This window comes from Nostoc sp., assembly GCF_036916735.1.
GTDB lineage: Bacteria > Cyanobacteriota > Cyanobacteriia > Cyanobacteriales > Nostocaceae > Nostoc.
The window spans coordinates 14,224-38,550 of sequence record NZ_JBALFV010000042.1; the positions used below are offsets into that span (position 1 = coordinate 14,224).

Below are 24,327 nucleotides of genomic sequence, written 5' to 3' on the forward strand. Positions count from 1 at the left end.
AATGTTCGCCCCTGCTGTATTCCAGGCAATTGATAACTATGTAGCAATCTGTGGTACCGATACCTTCACCAGCACTTTTTTGCTAAAGTACAGACCATTTTCATTTTTATCAATGATAATGGTGTCTCCAGAGATAAAAGTATTTTCCAATAACTTGGTGGCGAGGGGGTTTTCTACTTCTCGCTGAATTGCCCGTTTGAGTGGGCGAGCACCGTAAACTGGGTCATAGCCTGATTCGACAAGGTGATCACAGGCTGATTGGGATATCTCAAAGAAAATTTTTTGCTCGCGCAAGAGATTTTCTACCCGCTTGAGTTGAATACGGATGATTTGCCGCATTTCCGTGCGATTTAAGGTATGGAAGAGAATAATGTCATCGACGCGATTGAGAAATTCCGGGCGGAAATGCGATCGCAAAGCATCCATTACCCGCTTCCGCATCATTTCATACTTGGAATCATCACCAGATATATCCAAGATATGTTCGCTACCAATGTTACTGGTCATGACAATAACGCTATTGCGAAAATCTACCGTCCTTCCCTGAGAGTCAGTAATTCTCCCATCGTCTAACACCTGTAATAAAATATTGAACACATCGGGGTGCGCTTTTTCTACTTCATCCAACAGCACCACTGAGTAAGGACGGCGGCGAATCGCCTCAGAAAGCTGGCCGCCTTCTTCATAGCCTACGTATCCTGGAGGCGCACCCACTAAGCGAGAAACTGAGTGTTTTTCCATATACTCAGACATATCCAAGCGCACTAATGCATCATCAGAATCAAAGAGAAACTGAGCTAAAGCACGGGCGAGTTCGGTTTTACCCACGCCTGTGGGGCCCATGAACAAAAATGAACCAATGGGACGAGAGGGATCTTTCATCCCCGCACGGGCACGGCGAATTGCAGCAGCTACTGCTTCTACAGCCTCTTCTTGCCCAATGACTCGTTGATGCAAATGACTTTCTAGTTGCAGCAATTTCTGCCGTTCTGATTCCAATAAGCGATTGACGGGGATTCCTGTCCATTTGGCGACGATTTCGGCAATATCAGCTTCAGTGACTTGTTCTCGCAGCAACGTGGAACCTTGGTTTTGAATTTCTAAAAGGCTCGCTTCTTTGGCTTCGCGATCATGCTGCACTCCCTCCAATTTGCCATACTTTAGTTGGGCAGCTTTATTTAGATCATAAGCACGTTCCGCCTGTTCAATTTGCACTCGCAGCGCATCTTCTTCTTTCTTTAAGGCGCTTATCGCCTCTAATAGCTGCTTTTCACCTTGCCATTGCTCGTTAAATATTTGTTGTTTTTCCGTTAAATTGGCGATTTCTTGTTCAATGCGCTGCAAACGTTCTCTAGTTTGGGGAGTACCCTTTTCTTCGCCAGCTAATGACAGCTTTTCCATTTCTAACTGCATGAGGCGGCGATCAATGGTTTCCAATTCGGCTGGTTTGGAGGTAATCTCCATTTTTAACTGTGCTGCGGCCTCATCTACTAAGTCAATAGCTTTATCTGGTAAGAAGCGATCACTAATGTAACGTGCTGACAGTGTTGCTGCTGCTACCAAAGCCGAATCAGAAATTTTGACATTGTGATGCACTTCATAGCGTTCTTTCAACCCTCGCAGAATCGAAATAGTATTTTCCACACTTGGCTGATCGACAAATACTTGCTGAAAGCGGCGTTCTAGCGCAGCGTCTTTCTCAATGTGTTTGCGGAACTCGTCGAGGGTAGTAGCGCCAATACAACGCAGTTCTCCCCGCGCCAGCATTGGTTTGAGCAGATTTCCCGCATCCATCGCCCCTTGTTGGCTGGAACCTGTACCGACTACGGTATGTAGTTCGTCAATAAACAAGACAATTTGACCGTTAGATTCCGTAACTTCTTTGAGGACAGCTTTTAGGCGTTCTTCAAATTCTCCTCGCAATTTTGCTCCAGCAATTAGACTACCGATGTCTAAAGAGATGAGTTGACGGTTTTTCAGGGATTCAGGAACATCACCATTGACCATTCGCTGTGCCAAAGCTTCTGCGATCGCTGTTTTACCTACCCCGGGTTCACCAATCAATACAGGGTTATTTTTGCTACGACGAGACAATACTTGAATTACTCGCCGAATTTCGTCATCCCGTCCAATCACCGGGTCGAGTTTTCCAGATTTTGCCTGTTCTGTCAAATCTCTGCCAAATTTTTGTAAGGCTTCATAGCGGGATTCTGGGCTTTGATCTGTTACCTTTTGGCTACCGCGAATGGCTTTGATAGCAGCTTCTAGTTTAGCTGCATCCGCACCAAAGCCTTTGAGTATCTTTCGTCCAATGCGATCGTCTTCAGTAAAGGCCAAAAGTATATGTTCCACAGAAATGTAGGAGTCTTTCATCCTAGCTCTAGCTTCTTCGGCTCGGTCTAGTAAAACATCTAAACTCCGGCTAAGGTAGAGTTGATCGCTTTTACCAACTTTCGGCTGACGTTGGGTAAAGGCTTCTAGCTGCTGCTGCAAGCGGATTGGATCGATCTCAGATCGAGCTAGGATACGTATTGCTAGACTAGTGGGTTCTTCTAACAGGGCGATAATTAAATGTTCAACATCTAGTTGCTGTTGTTGATAAGCACGAACTATATCCTGAGATTTAACAATCGCTTCCCAGGCTTTATCAGTAAATTTATTTGGATCTGTAGGTTGCATCTTTAATTTGGAATTTTGATTTTTAGTTTAGGGATTGGCTAGTGGGAATTGGGGACTGAGTATTAGAACATTTTTGCCTAGTCTCTAATTATCCAAACATTCTTAGCGTATGTTTGCGTGTATCTCCAGTGGCAATTTTGGATTAGTAATTGGCGATCATTTAATCCATCACCTATTTCCTAATTTAAAACGAAAATACTGTTCTGAACGGACTTTGCCAAATAGTACTACTATTAGAGCAATGTCAACGACGGACTCTGACGCTGGCAAACTCGCTACCGCTACGCTATCGACGTCGCTATTAGTGTTGCTCATCAATGACACTATGCAGGTAATACTAATAAAATTTACGCACACAAGATACCCTAACCCGCCTAAAATAGTGAGGTAAAAAGTGAAAAGTCTCGCGCGTTGGGTTTACCTGTATGAGAAGACAGTGTGCAGCAAGAATAAATTTCCCTCGTCTGCTTTAACTTTTCAAATATATCTCTTTAGCAAAACTTGCTGCTCAGATAGCCGATTTCTTCAAAAGGTCGGGGATCTAAATCCAGATTAAGTAGGTGACATTTCACCTTAATAGTCTGGCAAGATCACAATACTTAGTTCGTAATGAGCGCTTGAGCGCTCAAGTCAAGGACTAAAGTCCTTACTACGAACTTATTCATCCATTCAGTTGGTATGGTGGACTACTAGGGGATAATTTATTTTTTTGTAACCCTTATTGAGAATTACGGATTTACAAGTTGCTCTTGCGATTCCTGTTTTACTGCTGACCCTTGAGTTCCCAGTTGTATCAGTTCAATTTTATACCCATCTGGATCTTCCACAAAAGCAATTACTGTCGAACCATGTTTCATTGGCCCTGGTTCGCGCACTACTTTACCGCCCTGATTGCGGATTTTTTCACACATAGCGTAAATATGATCAACGCCAAGAGCAATGTGACCGTAAGCATCACCCAATTCGTACTTTTCTACCCCCCAATTGTAGGTTAGTTCTATCACTGAGTTGTCGTTTTCGTCGCCATAGCCAACAAAAGCCAGGGTAAATTTTCCGCCTGGATAATCTTTTCGGCGTAGTAATTTCATTCCTAGAACTTCACAGTAAAACTTTAAGGACTCTTCAAGGTTGCCCACCCGCAGCATTGTGTGTAGTAATCGCATATTGACTTGTTCTCTGTAATTGATTTAGTGTTACTCTCTGCCAACAACATTTTAAAGGAGTTCAGGAATTCAGGAATTGAAAAGTTCAATAACTCAGATGTTGCATCTATCACAGATAAACCAGAAATAAATCTATTTAATTCGCTGCTACATAAGCAAATTGCGTGTAGGCAAGTTTCAGAATCTGATCAACTCTCCTGTTAGTTGACTCCAACTCTGGAAATCTTCTTTAATCTCAGCCTACAAAGTCACTTAAACGCCTATGCTAGCGATTGGGTAAGCTACTGGACTGTGTGCGGTAAAGGCTAAGAACGCACTTGAATAAAGGACAAAAACAGATGACTAACATTTTAGATACTGCCATTGAGGCGATCGCAGCCCGTGAAATTCTTGATTCACGCGGTAGACCGACAATTGAAGCCGAAGTGCATTTAGCCAACGGTGTTGTAGGATTGGCGCAAGTTCCCAGTGGTGCTTCTACTGGCACTTTTGAGGCTCATGAACTGCGTGATGGCGATAAAAGCCGTTATGGGGGCAAAGGCGTACTCAAGGCAGTAAAAAACGTTAAAGAAGCGCTTGCACCAAAATTGTTAGGCTTGGATGCCCTCAACCAAGAACTGCTTGACCGCACAATGATCGGTATAGATGGTTCTGCTAACAAAAAAAATTTGGGAGCTAATGCGATTTTAGCAGTTTCCCTCGCAGCAGCTAAAGCTGGTGCTGAGTCTCTAGCAATTCCTCTGTATCGCTATTTGGGTGGCCCTTTAGCGAATTTGCTACCAGTGCCGTTGATGAATGTGATTAACGGTGGCGCACACGCATCAAACAACGTGGATTTTCAAGAGTTTATGATTGTCCCAATTGGTGCAACTTCCTTCCGGGAAGCGTTGCGCTGGGGTGCAGAAGTGTTTGCTACCCTTAGTCAGGTATTAGATGAAAAGGGTTTGCTTACTGGTGTGGGCGATGAAGGCGGCTTTGCCCCTAACCTAGAGTCTAATCAGGTGGCTTTGGAATTGCTAGTTGCTGCCATTAAGAAAGCTGGTTACAAGCCAGGGGAACAAGTGGCTTTGGCGTTAGATGTAGCAGCTAGCGAGTTTTACAAAAATGGGCAGTATGTTTATGATAGTAAACCTCACGCCCCGGCTGAATTTATTGATTATTTAGGACAACTAGTTGACCAATACCCAATTGTGTCAATTGAGGATGGCTTACACGAAGAAGATTGGCAAAGTTGGCAATTGCTCACCCAGAAGTTAGGTTCGCGGGTGCAATTGGTAGGAGATGACTTATTTGTAACTAACGCCACTCGCTTGCAAAGAGGCATCCAGGAAAAAGCCGCTAATGCCATTTTGATTAAACTCAATCAAATTGGTTCTCTCACCGAAACCTTAGAAACAATTGATTTAGCAACCCGCAACAGTATCAGATCAGTAATTAGCCATCGTTCTGGTGAAACAGAAGACACAACAATTGCTGATTTAGCCGTAGCAACCCGTGCCGGTCAAATTAAAACAGGTTCTCTCTGTCGCAGTGAACGAGTAGCAAAATACAATCGCTTGCTGCGAATTGAAGATGAACTAGGCGATCGCGCCGTTTATGCTGGTGCAGTAGGGTTAGGGCCGAAGTAGGGAATAGGGAATAGGTTACAGGAATAGGTATTTTCTGTCCCCTGTCCCCTGTCCCCTAATCAAGGATAAAACCCCAACTTGGGCAACCCCAAAGTTTCATCCCAGCCCATCATTAGGTTTAGACACTGAATGGCTTGGCCTGCCTGTCCTTTGATTAAATTGTCAATTGCTGACATGACAATCACGCGACCTGTGCGCGGGTCAGCTTCTACACCGATATAACAGAGATTACTTCCACTTGCCCATTTTGTTTGGGGATAAACGCCGCTACCGCACACTCTCACCCAAGGAGAGTTACGGTAGAAGGCTGAGAAAATTGTAATTAAATCATCTCGTACTAGACCGGGATCGCTCATTGTGGCATATACCGTTGCCAAAATACCGCGTACCATTGGGATAAGGTACGGTGTAAATTGGATCATGAGTTCGTGACCAGTTAAGTCACTACAAATTTGCTCAATTTCTGGGGTATGACGGTGACAGCCGATATTGAAAGCTGCTATAGAGTTGTCTGCTTCAGCTAGTAATAAATTAGTTTGAGGTTGTCTTCCACTGCTAGATGTACCAGATTTGGCATCGATAATAGCTGTTTCTGGTCTGATTAAGCCTTGCTTTAAGAGTGGCGAAAGTGCAAGAAGACTAGCGGTGGGATAGGAACCAGGACAGCCAATGAGTTGAGCTTCGGCAATGCGATCGCGATAAAGTTCTGGTAATCCATAAACTGCTGTAGCTGCAATTGGGCAATCGCTTCTTTCAATGCCATACCAATTTGTATAAGTTGTCAAATTACTAAACCGATAGTCTGCACTTAAATCCAGTACTTTACATCCTTTTTCCAACAGTTTGGGTGCGATTTGGCAAGCTAAACCATTTGGTAAAGACAGGAAAACTACTTCACATCGGTGAGCAATTATGTCTGGTTCTACTACTTCTATTAGCAGAGTAGTTGCATGAGCCAGATGCGGGTACAAATCCCCGAAGGATTTCCCGATATTGCTCTCACCGCCTAAATAAACCAGTTCGACTTCTGGATGATCCATCAGTAGCCGGACTAACTGTACTCCGCCATAGCCTGACGCGCCAACAATCCCAACGGGTACGCGTCTAAATTTACCCATGATCTGAAATCCTTATCCCATGAATGGTGAATTCGTTATCAGCTATCAACAATATCAGCGACTAGACGCACAGCGTACAAAACAGCCCAAACCCCTCTAGTTTTTCAGACGCCAGGAAGAAGTGACGCGGCGAAATATGTCATATTTTTTTTGTCTCTCTTGTCTCCCTTGTCCTGTTCATTCTTGATTGTCGTTGCACTCTATTAATAAACCCCGATTCTAGGGGCAGAAATTTTTGCCACTTTATCAAATCATTGCTAGTCTACTTCTCTGCCTTATAAAGGAGCTACAATCTAAAAGAAGAAATTGTTAAAAAAATTTACGTTGGTAGCTGGAAATTTTTCTGTGTCACAGCCTAATACTAACCAAGCTTTTAAATTTGATTCGATTGATGCCGCCTTAGCAGACCTAAAAGCTGGTCGCATCATTGTAGTGGTAGATGATGAAAATAGAGAAAATGAAGGCGACTTAATTTGTGCTGCCCAATTTGCCACACCCGACATGATTAATTTCATGGCAGTGGAAGCTAGAGGGCTGATTTGTTTGGCAATGACAGGCGATCGCTTAGACGAGTTAGACTTACCTTTGATGGTAAGCAACATTACAGATACTAACCAAACTGCTTTCACTGTAAGTATTGATGCCAGCCCAGAATTGGGTGTAACCACAGGCATCTCAGCAGAAGACCGCGCCCGCACTATTCAAGTTACTCTTAACCCAGCAACAAAACCTACCGATTTACGTCGTCCCGGTCATATTTTCCCAATTCGGGCTAAAGCCGGAGGTGTACTCAAACGTGCAGGACATACCGAAGCAGCTGTAGACTTAGCTCGACTCGCAGGACTATATCCAGCAGGGGTAATTTGTGAAATTCAAAACTCCGATGGTTCGATGGCGCGGTTGCAGCAGTTAGTCGAATATGCAAAACATCACAAGTTAAAAATCATTAGTATTGCTGATTTAATCAGTTATCGCCTACAGCACGATCGCCTCGTGTATCGTGAGGTAATTACTAAACTGCCTAGTCAATTTGGTCAGTTTGAAATTTATGCCTACCGCCACACCTTAGACAATACAGAACACGTTGCAATTGTCAAGGGCGATCCAGCTAATTTCAAAGATGAGCCAGTAATGGTGCGGATGCACTCAGAATGCTTAACTGGTGACGCTTTGGGTTCCTTACGCTGCGACTGTCGGATGCAGCTTGTAGCTGCACTGAAAATGATTGAGTCTGCGGGTCAAGGTGTAGTTGTATACCTACGTCAAGAAGGACGGGGAATCGGCTTAATTAACAAGTTGAAAGCCTACTCATTGCAGGATATGGGACTGGATACAGTAGAGGCAAACGAGCGTTTGGGATTTCCGGCTGACTTGCGAGATTACGGCATGGGGGCACAAATGCTGATGGATTTGGGCATCAAAAAGATTCGTCTGATTACCAATAATCCCCGTAAAATTGCTGGAGTTAAAGGTTATGGCATGGAAGTAGTTGATCGCGTTCCATTGTTAATTGAGGCCAATGACTACAATTCTTATTACCTGGCAACAAAGGCGAAAAAGCTGGGTCACATGCTGTTACAGACTTATTTAGTAACAGTAGCAATCCATTGGCAAGATGACCCGGAAGCTGTGACCGAACGTTATGAACGCTTAGAAAAACTGCGACACATAGCGAAAAGTAATGATTTATTGTTACAGGAAGAAGCACGTCCCTTGGCGATCGCTCTATTTAACGAGCCATCTTTAACAGTACACTTGGGTTTTGATCAGCCAAAAGTTGCTAGCTGTGATTGGTATCGCCAGGATGGTCATCCTTACATACAGGCAATATTCCAAATTTTAGACAAGCTAGCAACTTTGCCTTACATCCAGAAACTAGAATTTCTGGTTTCCTCTGGTAGTGATCCCTTGAGTAATTTACAAGTCCAACTGGATCGACAGATATTTTCAGATGGTACACTGCCTTCATCGATTAGCGATCGCCTGGAGACACAGCAAATTTATAGCTTTAGCAAATAGCTTGGTTAAATATATTTCTCCTTGGTTTTACTACGCAACGCCTGTCCCTCTCCGAGTTGGAGAGGGATAGACTTGAACTAAAAGACATCTCCAGAAATTAAATATGTGTTACCCAGAACCTTGTAGAGACGTAGCAGTACTGCGTCTCTACATTCTTTTTCGGAGATGTCTAAAGTTCAGGCTAGGGAGAGGTTTGTCAAACTCATACCAATTCTGTATGAAGATGCGCTTATGGGGCAAGAAATAAAAAACGAACCGCCAAGAGCGCCAAGTACGCCAAGAAATAAAAAATTAAGAGATTTAGCGCAGCTTCACAAAGAAACGGTATCAATCAGGTTAAATTATTTACTCACTCTATAGATTGGTTTAATTTGACGATAAGTATTAAGTAAACTCAAAAATTTATTACTATCAAAATTTATCGGGTCAACTTTTTTACCAGAACGGTCTACTAGATGGTGCGTAGTGATGCGATCATCAGGGACTTGACTTTGAGCAATTAACCAAGCAAGAGAATTATATTGAGCTTCCATATAACCGCTATGGGTTTGTTGGCTGCTAGCGTCATAACTATCTGGTGGTGTTTCCAAAGAGACATGATAAGCAAAATTATTCACAGACGCAGGCAAATTCGGATTAGTCTGCACAGTTTCCACTCCCTCTGGAGTTTCAAATACTGAGTTAGCTGCACCAAAAGCCCGCTTTTCTGGCGGTACTAAATAAACTACCGTTCCGTCTAACTTGATTAAGGCGTGGTAACTTGCTTGTACACTTTCATCAGTATGGGCTACTTGAAAGAAATTAATCGCGCTGGAAGCAGAATAACCAGTTTCATGGAGGACGATAATTGGTTGATTGTTGACAAGAACGCCGTTAACATCTTGGGTGTAGCGTTCTCCATAGTTAGTTGGATCAACCGAAGCAACTTGATAACTAGGTCTGTACTGTGCAAAAGCTTGAGTGGTTACATACCTTAATACAGGCTTGTTAATCTTGATTGGGGACTTGAGAACATATTGAGATTTCTTCTCTGGGTATTTCGCTGATTGGAATTGTACCTGGGGATATTGACTGAAGGTCATAACCGGTGGATTGGATATATGGGATATTGTCGGATTATTGTGTAATTTTGTCGCTCGTCCAATTAGCAGCACTACAATTAAAGCCATGAACATCAGCGAGATTAGTAGCACCCTAGTCGCCCAGTCTTTAAACCTCATTTTTTAATAGCCATAAAACGGTAGATTTTAATTTATAGCTAAACTGGCGTATCCCTCGTAGGGGCGTACTTCTGTAAACCCCTACCGCAGATGGTATCCAAATAAAAATCGCTATAATACCTTAATTCTAGTTAAATTTACGTTACTAGTATATGTTGGAATGCTAGGTAATTGTTTTAGATGCTTCCTCTGTCTAGGTAGCTATTTAAATGCTCTCAAAATTATTGCTACTGCGGGAATAGTTGATGAATTGTGTTTCTACAAATTAAGATTGCAATCTCAAATTTAAAATGGTTAGCGTTTATACTGTGCTGCGTTGTGTTCGCCAGAGGTAATGTCCCTCTGGAGTCAAGACATTCTTAAGCCCACCCCAGTACTGCTGTGGATCTTTTTCTTTTATGGGACTCACTCATAATGTCTCACAATTGTTGCGGTGTGATTTGTTTTTTGGCTAGGTGCGATCGCTTTTAATCGTCAAATTAGTTGAGTGCGTAGGCGTAGCCCGCACTTCTGAAACAAATGCATAAGTACTTATCCCAACTCTCTTGATGGAGAGACGGTTTCGTTAGTTTGAGAAGATGGTTTATTGAAGAAGAAATTCCAGATTCTTTGAATAGCTATTATTAGAAAACCAATCACGCTCACTCCTGCTACCACTGGTAAAGCTAGCGCCAGCATAGACAATCCGATTGCGATGACCAACTCAATGGTTGACACAACAGGATTAGTTAATCCACCTGAAACGCCTGTAGAACTTATCCGCAATGTATTCATTAATCCCTTAGTTAATCCTGCAGTTCCACCACCTGCAATTAAAGCTAACGTCCATTGCACCAGTGGATTCATCTCTGGAGCAACAGATGCTGTTACGATTGTCCCGGCGATAAATGCCGCAGGTGTGGCAATAATATCCAGCAGATGATCTAACCAAGGAATGTAATAACCGGTAATTTCCAGCAAACAAGCGGCTGCAAATACAATTACAGCTTGAGGTGTTTCCAGCCAATCAAAGTCAGTCGGTAAATCTAAATGTCCAAAAACTGAAGCCACACTCAATGCTAGCAGTGGTACAAATACTCTGAAGCCAGCCGCCGCGCTCAAACTAATCCCCAGTAATAATTCAATAAATGTATTTAAATTGAGCAAAGAATTTAAATCCATAGCAAGACTCAAGTTATACTCCTAATGTTTTTTCCATCTTTGAGCTGAACGGAGTAACAACTCTAAGCTGTGATCCCAAGATAAGAAACTTGGCAAAAATATTTCATCTGACTATGTGTAGAATCAGTGAAACCTCACCTCTGTCAATGGGCAATGCCATACCCCTACGAGAAATCTATAATATTGCTCACCTGATAACAGCCATGTCTACGATGGCCTACGCCTATGCACCACCAACGCTACAGGCGATCGTCTCTTGTGAAATGAGATTACTAAACACTCTTCCCTAAGTATCGAGAAAATTTTAGTTTACTACTCTAAATGCTTAACAGGCATTGATACTAAGTTTCCCAAGCAATCAGCAACTTCTTTCCGATGACAGCGATTCGGGTTCATTTCAGCACACAAGAGTAAAACATTACCCGTTTGAGCAACTTGTGCAATTTCATGTAGAGCTTTATCTGCTTCTTCTTGATTTACTGGAATCCAATTTTCTTTACCAGATGTGTTACCTAAAGCAGTTTTAGAAATATACTCAATATTATTTAATTCACAGAATATTTTAATTTTGTCGCCGTACCATTTCCGGCTCCAAGCACGAGGAACCATCCTCACATCAACAACACATCCCACATCAAACTTTTGCAGGTATTCCAAGAAGGCATTGTAGTCTTTGCGATTGCCATATCCGAAGGTAAGTATGCATCTTGTTTTGGCAATATCTTTAATCTTCATTTTAAATTCCTGGAGTAATCAACTTTTAATATTACATTTTTATTAATGGTGGGTAAAATATCCCAATAATCATAAAGCTATTTTTGTGATTTTTTAGGTTTCCCATGATAAAGTATAAATCTTTTTTGCTTAAAAACTCGTCTTCTAATTTTTGGCGTACTTTTTCTAAAGCCTCCTTTTCTTTATTCTCCATACTTGTTTCATTTGATCTATCTCTACAATTTCTATAAAGTTGTTGAATTTCCCAATCGCTTATTGTACAACGATGTTTATCTCCATCTTGAGAAATAAATTCGTAACCAAACTTATAAGGAATTTTATCTAACTGCACTGAAGGCTCGAAGAAGTCTAGTTGATCCAAGATTCCTTGCTGTTTTAGGTTCCATTCTCGTTCTGTCTCGTTACAAAAGTATTTTTTTATAGTTTGTGGTTTAATAATACCGAGAGATTTCCCTTGCTCTTTAATCTCCCGAATAGATTTGAATTCTAATGGCAGAACCAAGGCTTTTCTTTCTTCCCAGTTCTTGCGAGTATCAATTTTTCGTATTACTTCTATCGAAGAATCATCTATACGAAAACTTTCTTCTCTATAATCTTTGTCATTTCTTTCTATTTTAGCACTTATAATTGACCATCTTGGATAACGCTTATCAAAATCTAATTGACGAAAACGAATGGGATAAATGCGAATCCACTGAACTGGTTTCTCCTCATCATCTAATAAAACTCCTGCTGTACAGACTGTTTCTTGATATTTGGTGCTAATTGAAGGGTATGTTTTAGTTACAATCAAAATTTTCATTCTTTCCATAGAACAACCTCTATATGAAATAGCTCACTATCCAGTGATATTATAGACACATAAGTAATTTCAGTACGGCATCAAAAATTTTCCATTATATACTGCTGAAACTTCCAAAATTTTGGAAAATAATAAAGTAAGTAGAGTATCACAAGACTCACTTGATATCCTCATTTCTTCTAGGAAAATATGACTCATCCTTTCCTTGAACGCCTGCGTAGTCCAGATAGCCCAGTCCTCGTCTTTGACGGAGCGATGGGAACCAACCTGCAAACCCAAAACCTGACTGCTGAAGACTTCGGCGGCCCACAGTATGAAGGTTGTAACGAATACTTAGTCCACAGTAAACCCGAAGCAGTCGCTAAGGTTCACCGAGACTTTCTCGCCGCTGGTGCTGATGTCATTGAAACCGATACCTTTGGCAGTACGTCCCTGGTGCTGGCAGAATATGACTTGGCAGACCAAGCTTATTACCTCAGCAAGACAGCCGCAGAATTGGCGAAGCATGTCGCTGCGGAATTTTCCACGCCAGAAAAACCCCGGTTTGTGGCAGGTTCTATCGGCCCGACAACTAAACTGCCAACTTTGGGACATATTGACTTTGACACCATGAAAGCTAGTTTTGCTCAACAAGCAGAAGCGCTGTGGGATGGTGGTGTCGATTTATTCATTGTGGAGACTTGCCAAGATGTGCTGCAAATTAAAGCGGCGCTGAATGCCATTGAAGAAGTGTTTGCCAAAAAAGGCGATCGCCGCCCGTTGATGGTATCTGTGACAATGGAAAGCATGGGCACAATGTTGGTGGGTTCCGAAATCAGCGCTGTGCTAACAATTTTGCAACCTTATCCAATAGATATTCTCGGTTTGAACTGTGCCACTGGCCCAGACTTGATGAAACCACATATCAAGTATCTGGCAGAACATTCACCTTTTATTGTTTCTTGTATTCCTAACGCGGGTTTACCGGAAAACGTCGGCGGTCAAGCACACTACCGCTTAACACCGTTGGAATTACGGATGGCGCTAATGCATTTTGTTGAAGATTTGGGTGTCCAAGTGATTGGGGGTTGCTGTGGGACACGTCCAGAACACATTCAACAATTGGCAGAAGTTGCTAAAGGTTTGAAGCCAAAAGTTAGACAACCTAGCTTAGAACCAGCAGCAGCATCAATTTACACCACTCAGCCTTACGAGCAAGATAATTCTTTCTTGATTGTTGGCGAACGTCTCAACGCCAGTGGTTCCAAGAAGTGCCGCGATTTGTTAAATGCGGAAGATTGGGATGGACTCGTTTCAATGGCGAGGGCGCAAGTAAAAGAAGGCGCACACATCCTTGATGTCAACGTCGATTATGTGGGACGCGACGGCGTGCGAGATATGCACGAATTAGTTTCGCGCATTGTTAATAATGTGACATTGCCTTTAATGCTTGACTCCACTGAATGGGAAAAGATGGAGGCAGGTTTAAAAATTGCCGGTGGTAAGTGTTTGCTGAACTCCACCAACTATGAAGACGGCGAACCGCGCTTTTTAAAGGTACTGGAGTTAGCGAAAAAGTACGGTGCTGGTGTAGTCATTGGTACTATCGATGAAGATGGGATGGCGCGGACAGCAGACAAAAAATTTGCGATCGCAGAGCGTGCATACCGTCAAGCTGTAGAATATGGCATACCACCGACAGAAATATTCTTTGATACCCTGGCGTTACCCATTTCCACCGGGATTGAAGAAGACCGAGAAAATGGTAAAGCCACAATTGAATCCATCCGCCGCATTCGTCAAGAATTGCCTGGATGTCATGTGATTCTAGGTGTTTCTAATATTTCCTTTGGTTTGAATCCAGCAGCGCGAATGGTGCTGAACTCAGTGTTTTTGCACGAGGCGACGACGGCGGGAATGGATGCAGCCATTGTCAGCGCTAACAAGATTTTACCGCTCTCGAAGATTGAAGAACGCCATCAAGAAATTTGTCGGCAGTTGATTTATGACCAACGGAAGTTTGAGGGTGATGTTTGCGTTTACGATCCCTTGGGAGAGCTTACCACAGTGTTTGCTGGGGTGACGACAAAACGCGATCGCTCTTTAGATGAAAGTCTTCCTATCCCAGAACGTCTCAAACGTCATATCATTGATGGCGAACGCATAGGCTTAGAGGAACATCTCAAAAAAGCCTTAGAAGAATATCCCCCCTTGGAAATTATCAACACCTTCTTGCTAGATGGCATGAAAGTTGTCGGGGAATTATTCGGTTCTGGACAAATGCAGCTACCCTTCGTCTTGCAATCTGCAGAAACCATGAAAGCGGCAGTGGCATTTCTAGAACCGTTCATGGAAAAATCAGAATCAGGTAATAATGCCAAAGGAACCTTTGTTATTGCCACAGTCAAAGGCGATGTCCACGACATTGGTAAAAACTTGGTAGATATCATCTTGTCCAACAACGGCTACAAGGTGATTAACTTGGGAATTAAGCAGCCAGTGGAAAACATCATCAACGCTTACGAACAGCACAAAGCTGATTGTATAGCTATGAGTGGTTTGCTGGTGAAATCTACTGCCTTCATGAAAGAGAACTTAGAGGTATTCAACGAAAAGGGAATTAGTGTCCCTGTAATTTTAGGTGGTGCGGCGCTGACTCCCAAATTTGTGCATGAAGATTGCCAAAATACTTACAAAGGTAAAGTTGTTTATGGCAAAGATGCCTTTTCTGACTTGCACTTCATGGATAAATTAATGCCAGCAAAAGCAACTGGTAACTGGCAAGATTTGCAGGGATTTTTGAATGAAGTCGAAACGGCTGAAGTTTCAACAAATGGTCACAAAGAATCAGTAACTACAACTGTTGAAGAAACATCTGCTGAACCAAAACAAGTAGATACGCGACGTTCTGATGCTGTAGCGATAGATATTGAACGTCCCACACCGCCTTTTTGGGGAACAAAGTTATTGCAGCCTACTGATATTCCCATCGAGGAAATATTCTGGCACTTGGATTTACAAGCTTTAATTGCTGGACAGTGGCAATTCCGCAAACCAAAGGAACAATCTAAGGAAGAATATCAGGCTTTCTTAGCTGAAAAAGTTTACCCAATTTTAGAAACTTGGAAACAGCGAATTATTGAGGAGAATTTGTTGCATCCCCAGGTGATTTACGGATATTTCCCTTGTCAAGCCGAGGGAAATTCTCTACATATATATAATTCAGAGAACCAATCACAACAGATTGCAACTTTCGAGTTTCCCAGACAGAAGTCTTTAAGGAGACTGTGCATAGCAGATTTCTTTGCACCCAAAGAGTCAGGAATTATTGATGTCTTCCCGATGCAGGCGGTGACTGTAGGGGAAATTGCCACAGAGTTCGCCCAAAAGCTGTTTGCTGCCAATCGATACACCGATTATCTGTATTTCCACGGGATAGCAGTACAGATGGCGGAGGCTGTAGCTGAATGGATACACGCCAGAATTCGCCGAGAGTTAGGCTTTACTGCTGAAGAACCCGATAATATTCGGGATATATTAGCACAACGCTATCGTGGCTCACGCTATAGCTTTGGGTATCCAGCTTGCCCGAATATCCAAGACCAATACAAGCAACTGGAGTTATTGCAGACTGACAGAATTAACTTGTATATGGATGAAAGTGAACAACTTTATCCAGAACAGTCTACCACTGCGATTATTGCTTACCACCCACTAGCAAAATACTTTAGCGCTTAATCCATATCCCCTCTCCTTAATAAGGAGAGGGATTAAAGTCAAAATAGAATGAGCTTTTGACAGTATTACACCAAAGTGAAAACCCCTATATATAATTATTTTGCAGCCAACTGATATCTTTCCTTGAACAGATGGGTATTATAATCTTATTCTCTTAACAACATGTACATCAATTTGCTTTTAGATAAAATAGATCCCGCAAATTTACTGTGAAGTTATGTGATTACTTTTTGTTTAAATTAAATTAAATAATCATCAAAAAATCAGTATTTACCGAATAAAATAAACACTTAAGGGATGGTATAAATTTAATAAATTGTATTTTGTTATAGCTACTTTATTTTAAATTTAGTTAAACCAGATGCAGTAGTTAAATAAATATAGCCTTTTATGCCTATAAAAATACTTTACAGGCATAGTTTTGAAATGTATAAAAAACTAGAAAACTCGCTATAAACCACTTGACAGGAAAGCAGCTATGTCTCGAAAAAGTCATCTAGTCAAGGCAATTAAAAGAACCTTTATAAAAGTTAGCAAGCAGTTTTTATCTGCAATTAACAGGCAAATTATTTGGCTGCTGCGGACTATTTTTGGCACTCAAAGAAGACGCGGACCAGAGAATGCTGGCTTTTTGTTGCCGACAGTATCAATGGTATTAATAGTAGTCGTATTATTAACAGCCGCCATTTTATTTCGGTCTTTTGAACGCTCCAAAAATGCCAGTAATGTCCGAGTTAATCAGGCTGTACTTAACGCCGCAGCACCAGCCCTTGACAGAGCTAGGGCAAAATTAGACAAGCTATTTAGTGACAGCCGACTACCACGAGCTGTACCTTCAGATAAAGTTTTAGAGGATACCTTAAGTAGTACTGTTAATTTGCCTGAATATACTTTTGGAGACGAAACTCCACTAAAACTACATTATGCTTATACAACTTTACCAACAGGAGAAAGTCAGCCAGCAGATATGACAACTGCATGGATGTTCCCCATTGATACAAATAACAATGGAAAATTTGACTCCTATACTCTTTATGGAATCTACTTCCGAACTCCGCCTATAACTAATGGCACATACAGCCGCCCTAGAAATCCTCTAGAGGCAAGAACTCCGCCCATGACTTCTGGTAGTGTAAGCAGCGATTGTAAAAATAGTGTGGGAACAAGTGCTAATTTAGTGGGGAATACGGGCTGGGTTAGTATTGCTAGTCAGCTCCAAAAAAGCTTTTTTGTCTACACTGCTAATGTTGCCATTACTAACCCACCAACTACTGGTAGTGATGCAGTTAATTACGAAGCTTTTAAAGGGAATAAAGGTTTTTCAAGTTTAGAATATCAACAAGACCGTGTACAACTACCGCTAGTTAACAATGCGGTGGTTTATAACGATGATATAGAACTTACCCCTGGTTCTACATTTAACCTCAATGGACGGATCTTAACCAATAGTAACTTCTTAACTGGTAGCGGTTTTTCAAATATCACACTTCATCAGGTTAGTAGTCCATATTCCTGTTTCTACAGTGAGGACAATGCCAAAATTATTGTAGGTGGTAATTTAGGAGCGGGTGCTTTTAGTAGTACTGCTGATTTAGGCAACTCTACTGGAGTACATTTATTCCAAGGCCAAGGAGTTGTTCCTAATACATCTTCTAGTGTTCAACCTAACAAATCAGTCACTGACCAACCGAATAATATTGCCTACAATAGCCTAGCTTATGTACAGCGCATCAATCTTTTAGTGCAAGCACAGTTGGCTAAAGCTGCATCTACTGATCCACAGCAAGTGCAAGATGGCATTACAGACCAATTACAACTATTAAATCTAACAACATCTACTGCCACTACAGCGCAACTAGCTAGTGTCCGTAATAACCAGTTAGCACTTTACTTTCAACAACGTACCCGTCGTGTACCCTATGGTGAAGTTGGTTTTGGTGGAAATGCGATCATAAATCCTACGACTAGTACAGATTATACGACTAGTACAGTTTTACAAGGAAGTGGTGAGTCACTTCGTCCACCAGACACTTGGGTTTATCCCTTTAAAGCTAGTGATGGTAAAACTAAAACTAATTATTCCAATTTAACACTTAACATTAGTAGTTCTAATCTGCTACCTGGTGCTACACAACCAACTACACAACAACAACTAGGTAAAGAACAATACGTTGGCGATCGCGTTTTACTTGGTAATAACTTACCTGCATTGTGGTGGAACGGAACAACATTTGTTGGTTCAGATACTACCACAGATACCCAAAATATTTCAGGCATTAACTGGGATTACCCGTCAACGCCAACGTCAACTCGCACTCGCAGCAGTCGTATACAGCAACTAGCTAATTTAGGAACTGTTGTCCGAGATGGAGATTGGGAATCAGCAGCAGCTACAGTACCAACTACTGTCGGCGCACCCGTAGGCGGCTTACGGATAGTCACTGGTGCAGGGATTTATTTGCCTGAAGGTTTTAATATTAGTAGTATCCAAACTGCTTTTAACACAGCTTTAAACATAGTTCTTGGTGGTACAAATAGAATTTGGTCAGATATGATGCCCGTGCCTAACACTATTGGCATCAATGCTGATAAGTCAATCCAAGATACCCACAATAGCAATATAGTATTACCAATAATTACTCCTGTGCCTCCTGTGCCTCTGCCTGTTACGCCTCTTACGCCGTATTTACGGATGCGGGCTACAGCAGTTTATCACTACCAAGCTAGTGATTACAATCAGGCAACGCCTACACCCATTGCTTGTATAAGTAGCTTCTACGACCCTACTAATAGTACTAAAGCTAAGAACCTTGTAGCTCTTCCTGGCGGCATTACGGGTGGCAACTCCCATAATGGCATTGTCTACGCAGCTCCAACAAAGGGTGTTTCTGACTATTCAGCTTTACTAAACTACCAAGCTAGTCTAAGGTATCCTAATGGGCGGTTAGTAAATGAAATACTGAAAACCGCTCTACCAAAAGCAGCTTCCTCTCGGACACTCTCAGAGCAGTCAGCTATTGATGCTGCTATTTGTGCTATCCAAATATTAGATGGTACTATCGGCTCTCCAACTAATAGCGTCATCCCTCACGGCGCAATTTACGAAACTACTTTTTTAGATGCCAGACAGATTAAGGCAATTCATAAAGATGTATCAACACTGGGTGTAGAAACATTCACCAACGCTGATGGTGTAAATGGAGATAGAACTGGGACAGTAGCAAACGTACCAGATCCATCTGTTGGTTCCTCAGCTCCAGACTATGAACTCCCCAAACAAACCCGCCAACCTCTAGAAATTCGCGCCACTGTATTAGACATTAGTCTGTTGCGGGCAAAGAGCTATGGCACAGCAACACCGCAAGAATACTTAATTCCCAATAGCGGTATTATTTACGCTACTCGTGATGATGCACTTTTGGATTTAAGTGCCAGCTCTAGCAATGGCACAGATGCACAAAAAACAACTAGCCCTGTAGACTTCAAACTTGACCCAACTCGTCGTCCCAACGCCATTATGTTAATCAATGGCAACCCAATCTGGCGTGTTCAGGCTTTCAGAGATGCAGAAAGAGGCTTGATTCTAGCTTCTAATTTACCTGTATATATTAAAGGCGACTTTAATGTACATACTCAACAAGAGTTTAATACAGCTCTAGCTAGTGATTGGGGCAATTTTTACTCTCGCGGTGCAACATCATCAGACTTTAATCAAAACTTTGCTTGTCGTACTGGTGACCCTAGATTACCAAACTGTACCACTGGGGACGGCTGGCGACCTGCCAGTGTGTTATCAGATGCAATTACACTTTTGTCTGATAATTATAAGTTGGGCTACCGCAGCGATGGAGACTATGACCTGAATAATAACTTGGGTGATACTAATTCTATTACCGTATTTCAGAACAATGGGTTTGCTACGAACAACGCCAATGTCATCAATGCTGCCTGGTATGACAGTTCTAATAATGACTTGCCTCTCTCCACTAAAAACAGTTCTTATCTCAATAACTTTATTACACCTATCCAGCGAAGGAGATCTGCCCCAGAGTATTTAATGGAAGTATGTCCGAAACTACCTGTTTCAGCTTGCGATCCGGGTACTGATTGGTGGGTAGCACTACCCGGTGATGTTGCTGCATATCCAGCAGGTCAAAGAGCCTCAGATGTTCTTGGACAGACTTTTTCTCTGAGTACCCATTTAGCAGGTACAACAGCAAAATTACCGACTAATTCTAAATATCTAGGCTATCCTCGCCGTGTTGCCTTTCTCCGTAGTACATCTACGAGTACATTGGGACAACTCACGCTTGATAATAGTACTCCAACACAAAAACCAACCATTATAGGTATAAAAAGCGGGAAAATAAATTCATTTCCATTGGGTACTTTTAGTTCTAGCAGCAAACCAGATAACGCAGCTGATGCTCTATGGTTTCGATCAAACAATAGTGATAATAATAATCCCCCAATATTTACACAAACAACATTTGCTAGTGGTACAAAAGCCCAACCAATTTTACAGCCAGTGTTACAAATTGAAACGGCTTTCAGTACTACTGATCAAGATGCATCACCATCAGGATCTAGTAATCTAATGGGTCCTAACAACCAGCAGGGTTCTTATTGGCTGCAATGGGCAACAGCTACCACCTTTAACTTAGCCGCAGCAGGGGCAGATACCCCAGCTCGTCCTACAGAAGATAATGGTGGCTTACACAACTTTGTCCGCTTCTTAGAAAATTGGAACCCAACTGGCACCACAGCTATTGCAGCTATAATTAACGGCTCTTTTATCCAAAGAACTCGTAGTGCCTATGCTACTGCACCATTTTTCACATACTTAAGTTCCGGCTCATCTATCGCACCATATCCGACCAGTAATAGCGGTGGTCAATTACCTTTTTACCAACCTCCCATCCGTCAGTGGGGTTATGATGTCGCCTTGCTGTCACAATCACCAGATGCATTTTCGCAAAAGTTAGCGATAACGCCAAATAACAAACCCAATGAGTACTTCCGAGAAATTGGTCGAGATGATACATGGGTGCAAACATTGTTGTGTGCCAAAAAAGCCTCAGACAGTAGTTATGCCGTCGATGCCGATCAACGTCCTAGCTGTAGTTAATCTTTAATTTTGAGAAATTGGTGAGTAACTATGATTAATCACAAACAACAGCAAGTAAGTCAACTATCTGATGAGTCTGGTTTTACGATCATTGAGTCGTTGGTAGCAATGCTAGTAGTAACTATTTTACTGGCAGCGATCGCACCTACCATCGTCATTGCCACAGCAACCCGTGTCCAATCAAAACGTGTAGAACAAGCCACCCAAGCTGCCAGAACTTTCATTGACGGGGTAAAAACCGGAGCAGTAACAGCCCCTACTACCACTATTGCACCCACTGGAACATTAGCTGGCAATTTACTTAATCCAAGCTCTACAAGTATGCCACCCCCTACATCATCAACATCAACATCGCTATATTGCGTAATCAAAGATATAAATAACAACCTAACTATTAGTAACCCAGACTGTACAAGCAACACAAGCAAAATATTTTACATTCAGGCTGTAAAAATTACAGCAAGCACCACCTCAACTGATAGCACAGGTATACCAAAGGATGGCTACCGTTTGGGAATTCGAGTTTATCGATCAGATATTGACTTTACTAAAACTGTCTATGCCAGCGACAGTAGTAACCGAAAAACACAAAATACTTTCACTGGGACTTTAGGCGATCGTCAATCTCCACTAGTAGAAATGACCACTGAAATTGGTTCTAAAAACACTTCCTTCAATGCTCTGTGTCAGCGTCTTGCTATTACTAGCAGCACTACTAGTAACAACGCTTGTAATTAATTATATTAACCTATCCCACTATTATAAAAATCCCTACTTATTTTCGTAAAATGTGCTAGAAAACCTTGATTTTTCGTTTTGAGTTCTCAATCAGCTTAAGTTTTGTAGCACAAATCTTATTAGTGGGATAGGTTCATGTAATTAATTAACTACATATAATTGAATTAAAATACTTTATTACTTGTAAGTAATACTTTAAAGCATTATTTACAAGATTGAATATGTGACTGTAACTTGATAAAAATATTGGGAGTTAAAATTGCTGTTTCTTCAATAAGCATAATAATTAATATGGCATATAAAATTTAAATTTATTTAAATGCATTTTTTTCACTGAAAGGCAGAATTAATTTATGAATAATTTACTCAGATTTTTTCTCAGCATTCAACTGAAGCACTCTAAGCGGCTTCAGCAAGTTAATGGTTTTACCCTAATAGAACTTTTAGTAGGTTTATTATTAGCATTCCTTGTAATTACACCACTGCTGACATTTATGATTAGTATTCTTAGTACAGATCAGAAGGAGCAAGCAAAAGCAAATTCTGAACAAGAAATTCAGTCCGCAGTTGATTACATTGCTCGTGATTTACAACAAGCTGTCTATATATATGATAGAACTGCACTGATTACGAATTCAAACACTGTCGCAGCAAGCTCAGGAATTAAAAATCAAATACCACCTGTTAAAAAAGCTGGTGTTTGTGATTCTTCTGATACTACTGTTACTTGTCAACCCATTCTAGTGTTTTGGAAACGCAAGTTTATCCCAAATGTAATTACACCTTCTAGCACTACAACAAGCAAAGATGATACTTTTGTTTACTCATTAGTTGCCTACTACTTAATCAAAGATAATAACACCACTTGGTCAAAAGCGGCTCGGATTGCCAGATTTGAAATTAGTGATGGAGTTCTTGCTGTTAGTGGTAGTCCTAATTGTAATACTACTGACTATCCGAATGACACATATATTGACACCAGCCACTGTCCTGATTCAGGTTTTCAACGTTTTAATCTGAATCTACCTGGAGCCGCAGGCATAACAAATAAAATGAATTCATGGAAAACAGCCTCATTGGCTTACACTCAAACACCTGTAGTATTAATCGATTTTGTTGATCAAACTGCCATTGCAACAGATCCCACTTGTCCTGTTGGAACACTTAGCAAAGGTAGTTTCATGGGCTTTTATGCTTGCATTGATGTTCCAAATACCACAGCACAGGTGTTTTTAAGAGGTAATGCACTAGCTCGTTTGCAAAGTAGCAATTTTGATTACTCTTCAAATAACCAAACTTACTTTCCAACAGCAAGTGTCCGCGTGCAGGGACGTGGATATCTATTTACTAGATGAATTTGATAATAGACACACAACTAATGATGAGGCATAATGGGCAACCTAACTTTCAAGTTATTTCACAGTAGGATATGTAATGAAAACATCAAAAAACGGCTTTATCCTCAACAGGATGCTGGTTTTACCTTAATTGAAGTGCTTACAGTAGTGGTGATGATCGGAGTTTTAAGTGCGATCGCAATTCCTAGTTGGGTTGCTTTTGTAAATAGACAGAAGGTAAATAAGGCTAACGATGCCGTTTTAGCTGCACTGCAAGAAGGACAGCGCCAAGCTAAAAACAAAAAACTTAGCTACACTGTTAGCTTTCAGAAAAATACTACAAGCCAAAATATAGAGGTTGCTGTTTATAATACCAATGTTGGAAGCCCTACATGGAAACCTTTAGGAGCGGATGTAGGCGTTAGCTCTAATAAATTACTGCTAGGTGCAAATCTCAGCGGTGAAAATGCTGCCAATTCTACTACTAATTCTCCTGTATCCTACCCTCCCTCAAGTACACCAACAAAAATTACCTTTGACTATATGGGGGCTTTACCAACTTTACCAACTCCAAACTTTGGAACAGTATTAGCAGGTACAGAGCCACCTGGGTTAAAAATAGTGGTAGCTGTACCAAGCTCTGCAAATTCTACATTGGCTAGTAGCGTAAAGCGATGCGTCATTGTGAAAACTCTGTTAGGCTCAATGATCACAGCAAAAGGCTCCCCCAACTGCGACTAAGTAATTTTTATAGTAATTTTTTATAAAAATACGTAATCATACTGTATATAAAACTGCACGTTGATCGCAAAATTAAAACATCAGATGCAGTTTTTATATTTGATAAATTTATTTAAGAATCACTGATAATTTAGGCATTGG

15 protein-coding genes are annotated in these 24,327 nt (G+C 41.4%); 8 read left to right on the top strand and 7 right to left on the bottom strand.

The window, feature by feature from the left end:
* Positions 1-36: 36 nt before the first annotated feature.
* Together clpB and gloA are read right to left on the bottom strand one after the other, a co-directional pair.
* The gene (clpB, locus tag V7L20_RS10730; RefSeq protein ID WP_334744057.1) at positions 37-2,679 is read right to left on the bottom strand and encodes an ATP-dependent chaperone ClpB; all 2,643 of its coding nucleotides are present in this window, start codon (positions 2,677-2,679) and stop codon (positions 37-39) included.
* Between the two features lie 728 nt (positions 2,680-3,407).
* Positions 3,408-3,842, bottom strand: coding sequence for a lactoylglutathione lyase (gene gloA, locus V7L20_RS10735; RefSeq protein ID WP_334744058.1), 435 nt, complete (start codon positions 3,840-3,842; stop codon positions 3,408-3,410).
* Positions 3,843-4,180: 338 nt separating this feature from the next.
* Here gloA and eno point away from each other — a divergent pair, with 338 nt between their 5' ends.
* A complete protein-coding gene (gene eno, locus V7L20_RS10740; protein ID WP_334744059.1) occupies positions 4,181-5,470 on the top strand; it encodes a phosphopyruvate hydratase in 1,290 nt (429 codons plus the stop codon).
* A gap of 59 nt (positions 5,471-5,529) precedes the next feature.
* Here eno and argC read toward each other — a convergent pair whose 3' ends face one another.
* On the bottom strand, positions 5,530-6,588 hold the full coding sequence (argC, locus tag V7L20_RS10745) for an N-acetyl-gamma-glutamyl-phosphate reductase (RefSeq protein WP_334744060.1): 1,059 nt from the start codon (positions 6,586-6,588) through the stop codon (positions 5,530-5,532).
* Between the two features lie 345 nt (positions 6,589-6,933).
* On the opposite strand from argC, the gene ribBA reads away from it, so the two are divergent.
* Positions 6,934-8,607, top strand: coding sequence for a bifunctional 3,4-dihydroxy-2-butanone-4-phosphate synthase/GTP cyclohydrolase II (gene ribBA / locus V7L20_RS10750; protein WP_334744061.1), 1,674 nt, complete (start codon positions 6,934-6,936; stop codon positions 8,605-8,607).
* A 341-nt stretch (positions 8,608-8,948) separates the two neighbouring features.
* Here ribBA and V7L20_RS10755 read toward each other — a convergent pair whose 3' ends face one another.
* Positions 8,949-9,827: a peptidoglycan recognition protein family protein gene (locus V7L20_RS10755; RefSeq protein WP_334744062.1), complete on the bottom strand. Its 879-nt coding sequence runs from the start codon at positions 9,825-9,827 to the stop codon at positions 8,949-8,951.
* Positions 9,828-10,358: 531 nt separating this feature from the next.
* A complete protein-coding gene (locus tag V7L20_RS10760; RefSeq protein ID WP_334744063.1) occupies positions 10,359-10,988 on the bottom strand; it encodes a DUF4126 domain-containing protein in 630 nt (209 codons plus the stop codon).
* Between the two features lie 113 nt (positions 10,989-11,101).
* On the opposite strand from V7L20_RS10760, the gene V7L20_RS10765 reads away from it, so the two are divergent.
* On the top strand, positions 11,102-11,278 hold the full coding sequence (locus V7L20_RS10765) for a hypothetical protein (protein WP_334744064.1): 177 nt from the start codon (positions 11,102-11,104) through the stop codon (positions 11,276-11,278).
* A gap of 22 nt (positions 11,279-11,300) precedes the next feature.
* On the opposite strand, the gene V7L20_RS10770 is transcribed toward V7L20_RS10765, so the two are convergent.
* Positions 11,301-11,723, bottom strand: coding sequence for a DUF488 domain-containing protein (locus tag V7L20_RS10770; RefSeq protein ID WP_334744065.1), 423 nt, complete (start codon positions 11,721-11,723; stop codon positions 11,301-11,303).
* 31 nt (positions 11,724-11,754) lie between these two features.
* Positions 11,755-12,534 (bottom strand): hypothetical protein, encoded by a 780-nt coding sequence (locus tag V7L20_RS10775; protein ID WP_334744066.1) that lies wholly within the window; start codon positions 12,532-12,534, stop codon positions 11,755-11,757.
* 180 nt (positions 12,535-12,714) lie between these two features.
* On the opposite strand from V7L20_RS10775, the gene metH reads away from it, so the two are divergent.
* The 5 genes from metH (at position 12,715) to V7L20_RS10800 (ending at position 24,186) form a co-directional block, all read left to right on the top strand.
* Positions 12,715-16,242 (top strand): methionine synthase, encoded by a 3,528-nt coding sequence (metH, locus tag V7L20_RS10780; protein WP_334744067.1) that lies wholly within the window; start codon positions 12,715-12,717, stop codon positions 16,240-16,242.
* 478 nt (positions 16,243-16,720) lie between these two features.
* Positions 16,721-21,370: a hormogonium polysaccharide biosynthesis protein HpsA gene (gene hpsA / locus V7L20_RS10785; protein WP_334744068.1), complete on the top strand. Its 4,650-nt coding sequence runs from the start codon at positions 16,721-16,723 to the stop codon at positions 21,368-21,370.
* Between the two features lie 30 nt (positions 21,371-21,400).
* The gene (gene hpsB / locus V7L20_RS10790) at positions 21,401-22,108 is read left to right on the top strand and encodes a hormogonium polysaccharide secretion pseudopilin HpsB (protein WP_334744069.1); all 708 of its coding nucleotides are present in this window, start codon (positions 21,401-21,403) and stop codon (positions 22,106-22,108) included.
* Positions 22,109-22,461: 353 nt separating this feature from the next.
* Positions 22,462-23,463: a hormogonium polysaccharide secretion pseudopilin HpsC gene (gene hpsC / locus V7L20_RS10795; RefSeq protein ID WP_334744070.1), complete on the top strand. Its 1,002-nt coding sequence runs from the start codon at positions 22,462-22,464 to the stop codon at positions 23,461-23,463.
* Between the two features lie 36 nt (positions 23,464-23,499).
* Complete coding sequence (locus V7L20_RS10800; RefSeq protein WP_334744071.1) at positions 23,500-24,186, top strand: pilus assembly FimT family protein; 687 nt, start codon at positions 23,500-23,502, stop codon at positions 24,184-24,186.
* Positions 24,187-24,327: the final 141 nt, after the last annotated feature.